7 protein-coding genes and 1 pseudogene are annotated in these 7984 nt (G+C 68.3%); 6 read left to right on the forward strand and 2 right to left on the reverse strand.

From position 1 onward, the window contains the following. The 3 genes and pseudogenes from BJF77_RS18010 to BJF77_RS18020 form a co-directional block, all read left to right on the forward strand. Positions 1 to 313, forward strand: a pseudogene (locus BJF77_RS18010) (6-phospho-3-hexuloisomerase); the annotation flags it as partial. Positions 314 to 371: 58 nt separating this feature from the next. After that, positions 372 to 995: a 3-hexulose-6-phosphate synthase gene (hxlA, locus tag BJF77_RS18015; protein ID WP_075873031.1), complete on the forward strand. Its 624-nt coding sequence runs from the start codon at positions 372 to 374 to the stop codon at positions 993 to 995. 213 nt (positions 996 to 1208) lie between these two features. Next, the gene (locus tag BJF77_RS18020) at positions 1209 to 2192 is read left to right on the forward strand and encodes an aldo/keto reductase (protein WP_075873032.1); all 984 of its coding nucleotides are present in this window, start codon (positions 1209 to 1211) and stop codon (positions 2190 to 2192) included. A 295-nt stretch (positions 2193 to 2487) separates the two neighbouring features. On the opposite strand, the gene BJF77_RS18025 is transcribed toward BJF77_RS18020, so the two are convergent. After that, positions 2488 to 2991, reverse strand: coding sequence for a hypothetical protein (locus BJF77_RS18025; RefSeq protein WP_255396360.1), 504 nt, complete (start codon positions 2989 to 2991; stop codon positions 2488 to 2490). A gap of 293 nt (positions 2992 to 3284) precedes the next feature. Between BJF77_RS18025 and BJF77_RS18030 the strand changes: the two genes are divergently transcribed. Then, a complete protein-coding gene (locus BJF77_RS18030; RefSeq protein WP_075873033.1) occupies positions 3285 to 4175 on the forward strand; it encodes an NAD(P)-dependent oxidoreductase in 891 nt (296 codons plus the stop codon). Positions 4176 to 4290: 115 nt separating this feature from the next. Further along, positions 4291 to 5121, forward strand: coding sequence for an oxidoreductase (locus BJF77_RS18035; RefSeq protein ID WP_075873034.1), 831 nt, complete (start codon positions 4291 to 4293; stop codon positions 5119 to 5121). A gap of 103 nt (positions 5122 to 5224) precedes the next feature. Here the strand turns inward: BJF77_RS18035 and BJF77_RS18040 are convergent, their stop codons facing one another. Beyond that, a complete protein-coding gene (locus tag BJF77_RS18040) occupies positions 5225 to 6400 on the reverse strand; it encodes a zinc-dependent alcohol dehydrogenase (RefSeq protein WP_075873035.1) in 1176 nt (391 codons plus the stop codon). Between the two features lie 430 nt (positions 6401 to 6830). Here BJF77_RS18040 and BJF77_RS18045 point away from each other — a divergent pair, with 430 nt between their 5' ends. After that, positions 6831 to 7730, forward strand: coding sequence for an SDR family oxidoreductase (locus BJF77_RS18045; protein WP_075873036.1), 900 nt, complete (start codon positions 6831 to 6833; stop codon positions 7728 to 7730). Positions 7731 to 7984: the final 254 nt, after the last annotated feature.

A 7984-nucleotide genomic window follows, 5' to 3' on the forward strand; every position in this document is an offset into this window, starting at 1 on the left:
TTTGCTCGCGGCCTCCGGATCCGGCACCACCGCCGGTGTGGTCAAGGCAGCAAATACTGCGGCGCAGGCCGGTGCCCGGCTCGCTGTATACACCACCGATGCCGGATCAGCGCTGGCCTCGGCCGCTGACGCGACTGTGGTCGTGCCCGCAGCACAGAAAACGGACCACGGAGACACCGTTTCGCGCCAGTACGCCGGCAGCCTCTTCGAGCAGGTGCTGCTCCTGGCCACCGAAGCGGTCTTCCAAAGCCTCTGGGATGTCGACGGCACCCCCGCTGAGCAGTTGTGGCAGCGCCACGCCAACCTCGAATAGCAACCGTGGCGGCACTCGGTCGCCTCAATACTCACCCGACAACAGAAGGAGACGCATCATGAAACTGCAGGTCGCCATGGACGTACTGACCGTGGAAGAAGCCCTTGCTCTGGCCGAGCAGGTAGCTGAACACGTGGACATCCTGGAGCTAGGGACGCCCCTGGTCAAGAACGCGGGTCTGACTGCCGTGACCGCTATCAAGAACGCGCACCCCGACAAGGTCGTCTTCGCCGATCTGAAAACCATGGACGCGGGAGAACTGGAGGCCGATCTGGCGTTCAAGGCCGGCGCCGACCTCGTGACGGTGCTTGGTGTCGCCGACGACTCCACCATCGCCGGTGCAGTCAAGGCTGCCCGAGCTCACCGGAAGGGTGTGGTCGTGGACCTCATCGGCGTGGACGACAAGGTCACCCGCGCCAAGCAGGCACGCGAGCTGGGCGCTCAGTTCGTCGAGTTCCACGCAGGCCTCGACGAGCAGGCCCAGCCCGGCTACGACCTCAGTGCTCTGCTGACCGCAGGAGAGCAGGCCGGTGTGCCCTTTTCCGTCGCCGGCGGAGTCAACGCCTCCACGATCACCTCCGTACGGCAGGCCGGCGCCGATGTCGCCGTCGCTGGCGGAGCGATCTATGGAGCAGCTGATCCCGCCCAGGCAGCACGCGAACTGAAGGCCGCCCTCAGCTGAATTCAGGAATGAGGGGAGGCCGAGGCGTCCTCCCGCCTTGTCCTCCCCCCATCAGGGGATCACCACAAGTAGATGCCAATGCTGGCTTCGAATACCTGAGCTGTTCCCACTCTCCCGATCTGGCCCGATACCCGCCATGCTGGGGCAACAGCCGCGCACGGCACCGCCAGAGGGGCGGTCTTGCGCCGGCAGCCGTAACGAGAGGAACACAGCATGCGAACCATCCGACTGGGCAACTCGGGCCTGGAGGTGAGTGCCGTCGTGCTCGGCATGATGAGCTACGGCGACCCCGCCAAGGGAACCCACCCCTGGAGCGTGGGCCTCGAGGCGGCTCGGCCGTTCGTGCGCCGGGCCTACGAGGCCGGCATCACGACGTTCGACACCGCCAACGTGTACTCGCTCGGTTCTAGCGAGGAGATCACCGGCACCCTGCTCAAGGAGATCGCCCCGCGGGAGGAGCTCCAGATCGCCACCAAGGTCCACGGCCGGATGCGCAACGCCGCCAACGGCGCAGGACTGAGCCGGGCGGCGATCATGCACGAGATCGACGCCTCGCTCACCCGTCTGGGGACCGACTACGTCGACCTGTACCAGATCCACCGCTTCGACCCGGTCACCCCCGTCGAGGAGACGATGGAGGCCCTGCACGATGTCGTGAAGGCCGGCAAGGCCCGCTACCTCGGCGCCTCGAGCATGTGGACGTGGCAGTTCGCCCAGATGCAACACACCGCCGAGCTGCACGGCTGGACGAAGTTCGTGTCGATGCAGGACCAGTACAACCTGCTCGAGCGCGAGGAAGAACGGGAGATGCACCCCTTCTGCCAAGCGACCGGGGTGGGAGTGCTGCCGTGGAGCCCCCTCGCCCGCGGCAGGCTGGCGCGGCCGTGGGGCTCCGCCGGCTCCGGGAACCGGGAGAGCACCGACGCGTTCGGCCAGGGCCTGTACCAGCAGGACGTGCAGGCGAACCGGGCGATCGTCGAGGCCGTCGAGGCCATCGCCGGCGCACGCGAGGTGCCGATGGCCCAGGTCGCCCTCGCGTGGGTCGCCGCCCGGCCCGCCGTGACGGCGCCGATCGTGGGCGCCACGAAGGAACGCCACATCGACGACGCCGTGGCCGCCGTGGAGCTGGAGCTCACGGAGGAGGAGATCGGCCGCCTCGAACAGGCCTACACCCCCCGCAACCCCTCCGGGTTCTGAGCCGCCCGGCAGAAAACACCACCGACGCCACAACCCTGAGCACTTCGCTGTCGAGACTGCCCACTGCTCCACAGCGCAGCCCCCAAGGCCAAGTCCACCGACGTCCTCGGCAGATGGATCGATGGCGACCAACAGCCGGTGCTGCGCGATGCCTGGCCTGAGCACGAGGAAGCCCCGCCGTCGACAGGATGCCCTCTTCAGTCCACGGCGGGGCTGAGGCATCCGGCCTCGTCGGGTCGATCCGTGTGCGCGGGAGGGACAGCTCGCCCGGTGCGCCGAGAGATCCTGTGCGACGTCAGGACAGGGGTGGAATGATCCTGTTGGCCGCGAGCTGGTCGAACAGTTCCAGGAACCGGTCCTCAGTGTCCAGGCAGTCGGGGAAGCCGACCTGCCTCGCCTTGATCGTGGAGGAGACGTTGTCGAACTCGGAGCGGAAGAGGAAATCCCCGAAGGCCCACCCGACCAGGTCCTGGTACGGGGTGGGCACCAGACCGTGACGCTCAACCAGGCGGCCCCAGAGCTCTTCGTGCTGGGCCATGGCCTCGACCAGGGGCACGGGCTGCGGTTCGGCGTAGTCCATCCCGAAGTGGCGGGCGAACACCGGCCACAGGTGACGCCAGCGGATCTGGTCACCGTTGGTGATGTTGAAGACCTCCCCGGCGGCCTCCGGTGCGGAACCGGCCCACACGGTGGCCCGGGCCAGCAGCGCCGCGTCGGGGGCGCCGGCGCCCTGGCCGCTCCTGAAACGTCCGCCCAACGAGGTGGCCCAGCACCACGATGAGCCCTCATCCGCCCACACGGTCGCTGCCTTGAATAGCCCCGCCCCGCGTGCTCGTGCACGGCAATGCGGTGCCCACGCGCGCATGGCAGAACACCATCAACGGGAACGCGCACAGACCCGATCTCCGTTGCGGTGCCGGGCCAGCCCGATGCTCGAAGGCCGGCCGAGCTCGGTTAGGCGAACCGCTCAGCGCCGCCAGTATGGTGCGGGCGTAGCATCGGCTCAGTTGGTTCGGGTCGCACCCGCAGTACGGCACCGACCACCGCCTGCGAGCAGCATCGATGGGACCACCGCGAGAGGCAGTCGAGGCCATGACCGAGAAAATCACCGTCAGTGTCCTGGGCACCGGGATCATGGGAGCCGCGATGGCCGGCAACCTGGCCCGGGCCGGACACACCGTCCGAGCTTGGAACCGCACCCGGGACAGGGCCGAGCCCCTGGCCGGCGAGGGCGTGCACATCGCCGCGACTCCCGCCGAGGCCGTGGCCGGCGCCGACGTCGTGCTTACCATGCTCCACGACGGCGCTGCTGTGGCCGAGGTGATGGCCCAGGCCGCTCCCGGGCTGCGGGCTGGTGCTGCCTGGGTGCAGTCCACGACCGTGGCCCTCGAGGCCATCGAGGAACTGGCTGGCTTCGCCCGCGGACACAACCTGGTCTTCTTCGACGCCCCGGTCCTGGGCACCCGCCAGCCCGCCGAGACCGGGCAGCTGCTCGTGCTGGCCGCGGGCCCCCACGAGGCCCGGGCGACCGTGGCACCGGTCTTCGACGCCGTCGGGGCGCGCACGATGTGGACCGGTGCCGACGCCGCCTCCGGCAGCGCCACCCGCCTCAAGCTCGTGGCCAACAGCTGGGTGATCGCCGTGACCAACGCCGCCGGTGAGACCATGGCCCTGGCCCAGGGCCTCGGCGTGGACCCACAGGACTTCTTCGACGCCATCGCCGGCGGCCCGCTGGACATGGGGTATCTGCACGCCAAGGCCGCCCTGATCCTGGAGGACCGCTTGTCACCGGCCAGTTTCGCAGTGAACACCGCTGCCAAGGACGCCCGCTTGATCGTGGAAGCCGGACAGCAGCACGGTGTGCACCTGGACGTGGCCGCCGCCAGCGCCCAACGCCTGGAACGCGCAGCCGCCCAGGGCCACGGCACCCAGGACATGGCTGCGGCCTACTACGCCAGCTTCGACGATCCACAGACCCCCTGACGAACCCATACCGCAACGCCCGGGCCGCGATGTGAGGGGCTGGAGGCTCGGCACAGTCGTCATCCGATCCTCTAGCCTGTTCCCACGCAGCACTCCCCCGACGGAAGGCACGTCCATGGCCACCTGGCTCATCACCGGCTGCTCGACCGGACTCGGCAGAGCACTCGCCGAAGCCGTCCTCGCCCACGTTGACAACGCAGTCGTCACCGCCCGCGACGTGGCGAAGGTCCAGGATCTCGTTGACGCCTACCCCGACACCGCCATTGCCGTCATGCTCGACGTCACCGACGACGCGCAGGTCACCGCCGCCGTAGGCGCAGCAGAGGCACGCTTCGGTGTTGTCGACGTCCTCGTCAACAACGCAGGCTACGGCTACCGGGCCGCCGTCGAAGAAGGCGAGGACGGACCTGTCCACCGGCTGTTCGACACGCACGTGTTCGGCACGGTGCGCACGATCAAGGCGGTGCTGCCGGGAATGCGCTCCCGCCGCTCCGGCACGATCGTGAACCTCTCCTCGATCGGGGCGCGGATCTGCCCGGAGGGCTCCGGGTACTACGCGGCCGTCAAGGCCGCGATCGAGGCGCTGACCCTGTCGCTGCGCAAAGAGGTCGCCCCGCTCGGGATCAACGTGATGGTCGTCGAGCCCGGTGCGTTCCGCACGGACTTCGCCGACCGCTCCCTGACACAGTCGGCGGAACCGATCGCGGACTACGCGCAGACCGCGGGAAAGCGCCGCAAGGAGCACGACACGGTGCACGGCACGCAGCAGGGCGATCCAACGAAAGCCGCCGCCGCACTCATCACGGCCGTCGAGTCCGATGAGGTCCCGTACATGCTGCTGCTCGGCAACGACGCCTCAGACGGATTCCGCGCCGCACTCGACGCGCTGCGCACCGAGGTCGACGCCTGGGAATCCCTCAGCCGCAGCACCGACTTCGACGCATGAACCCTGATCCACCGCCCAGAACCGATGGATCAGGGCCGAAAACACCTCGGATCCCGCTCCTCGCACGAGGGACAGGGTCCAGGGTCCGACGACCCGTTCGGAACTACGGCTTGAGCACCACCTTGATGCACCCGTCCTGCTTCTTCTGAAACATCTCATACATCTGCGGCGCCTCATCCAACGACGCCGTGTGGGTCTTCAGGTCCAGGACGCCCAGCGGGTCCGAGGGGTCGTCGACCAGCGGGAGCAGGTCATCGATCCAGGACTTCACGTTGCACTGGCCCATCCGCAATTGGATCTGCTTGTCGAACATCGTCAGCAGCGGCAGGGGGTCCTTCGTCCCGCCATACACGCCGCTGATCGAGATCGTGCCTCCGCGCCGGACAGCGTCGATGGCGGTGTAGAGCGCGTCGAGCTTGTCCACCCCGGCTGTCTCCATCGCCTGCCGGCCCAGCGGGGACGGCAGCAACCCCACCGCTTTGTGGACCACACCTGCCACCGGGGAGCCGTGGGCCTCCATCCCGACGGCATCTACCACGGAGTCCGGTCCGCGCCCGTCCGTGAGGTCCTTCAGCTGCTCTGCCACATCGTGAGAGGAGTCCAGTGTCTCGATCCCATGGCGCTGAGCCATGGCCCGGCGCTCGGCCACGGGGTCCACCGCAATCACCCGGTAGCCGAGGTACCGACCGATCCGGGCCGACATCTGCCCGATCGGACCCAGACCCAGCACAGCCAGTGAGCCACCCTCCGGGGGCGCGGCGTACTGCACGGCCTGCCAGGCCGTCGGGACCACATCGGAGAGGTACAGGTACCGCTCGTCCTCACCGGTGTCGGGGACTCTGATGGGCCCGTAGTCAGCGTGCGGCACCCGCAAATACTCGGCCTGACCACCCGACACGGAGCCGTAGAGGCGGGAATAGCCCAGGAAGACTGCGCCGCTGCCGTACTCCCGGACCTGGGTGGTCTCGCACTGGGACTGCAGGCCCTTCCGGCACATGAAGCAGTGCCCGCAGGAGACGTTGAACGGGATCACCACCCGGTCGCCAGCCTTGATGTTCGTGACGGCCGAGCCGACCTCCTCCACGATGCCCATCGGCTCGTGGCCAATAATGTCACCTCGGTCCATGAACGGGCCCAGCACCTCGTACAGGTGCAGGTCCGAGCCACAGATGGCGGAGGAGGTGATCCGCACGATCGCGTCCGTGGGCTCCTGGATCCTGGGATCCGGAACCTCCTCCACGCTCACCGAGCGCTTTCCCTGCCATGTCAGAGCCTTCATCGAACCTCCCTCTCAAGGCCGTTGCTCCAACCGAAACGACAGCCTGCTGATTTCTATGATGGAACCTACCCTACTACTGAGGTTCTCCCACCCTGCTCCTCTTTCGATGGTGGTGAGCACCAGGACGACGATGACGCTCTCAAGCATCGACGACACGAAGGTGAAGTGACGCGGGGCTTTCCAAGGCTCTTTCGGTAGCGTGTTGGCGCATTCACCGATCGAACATCAACCGGCCAGGGCTCGGGCAGCCCCGCGAGGAACGTGGTTGCCAGCAGGCCCTGCGGCTTTGTGACTGATCTGCGCGGAGTCAGAGCCCGGCGAGTCACGAGAGCGCAGTTCGCGTAGAGCACCGATTCATTGACACCTCCACGGACGGCTGGGAGATTGGGTAACAAGCAAGCTGACGGTCCACCCGACGGAGAGGCACCCGATGTCCGACCAGTACACGATGCAGGATCCCACGACGCAGTATCCCGGTCCTGACGAGAGCTTCGAGCAGCAGCAGGAGGGGCCGGGCCTGCAGGGCGAGATGGCGCCGAAGCCCGATTCCGGGGAGTCCAGCTACCGCGGTTCCGGGCGGCTGGCGGGCCGTAAGGCCGTGGTGACCGGTGCGGACTCCGGCATCGGCCGGGCCACGGCGATCGCCTACGCCCGGGAGGGCGCCGACGTGGTGCTGTCCTACCTGCCCGAGGAGGAGCCGGATGCCCGTGAGGTCGTGGAGCTCATCGAGGCCGCTGGGCGCCGTGCCGTGGCCGTGCCCGGGGACGTCACCGACAAGGCCTACTGCGAGCAGCTGATCGCCACCGCGGTGGCCGAGCTGGGCGGGATCGACATCCTGGCCAACATCGCCGGCAAGCAGCAGTACTGCCCGGACATCCTGGAGCTGACCGACGAGCAGTTCGACGAGACCTACAAGACCAACGTCTACGCCATGTTCTGGCTGTGCAAGGCCGCCGTGCCGCACCTGGGGCCGGGTTCGGCGATCATCAACACCTCCTCGATCCAGGGTTACCAGCCGGCCCCGATCCTGGTGGACTACGCCTCCACGAAGTACGCGATCAACGGCTTCAGCAAGGCCCTGGCCGCCCAGCTGGCGCCCAAGGGCATCCGGGTCAACGTCGTGGCGCCGGGTCCGGTGTGGACCCCGTTGCAGGTCGTGGGCGGACAGCCTGCGGAGAAGCTGCCCGAGTTCGGCGCCTCCGAGGCCCCGCTGGGCCGGCCGGGCCAGCCCGCGGAGATGGCCCCGGCCTACGTGTTCCTGGCCTCCCAGGAGTCCAGCTACGTCAGCGGGGAGACCCTCGCCGCGACCGGCGGGATGCCCACGCCCTGACCGCTCCGGCCGGGCGGGCCCGGCACCCGTCCTGGCCCGCCCGCCCTGCCGCACGCCCCGGCACCGCGTTCCGGGGCTGCTTTCCGGCACCGGTTCCCGGTGCCCCGGATCGAGGTCCGGCAGCAGGCCGGGGTACGCCCGGCCCACCGTCCCCTGTGAGGAGACCCACCCATGGCACTGTCCTATCCCACCCAGCCCGGTGACATCGACCACCTGATCGCCGACGACCACGCGATCGTCGAGCGCCAGTTCCA

The organism is Kocuria sp. CNJ-770 (genome assembly GCF_001942375.1).
GTDB lineage: Bacteria > Actinomycetota > Actinomycetes > Actinomycetales > Micrococcaceae > Kocuria > Kocuria oceani.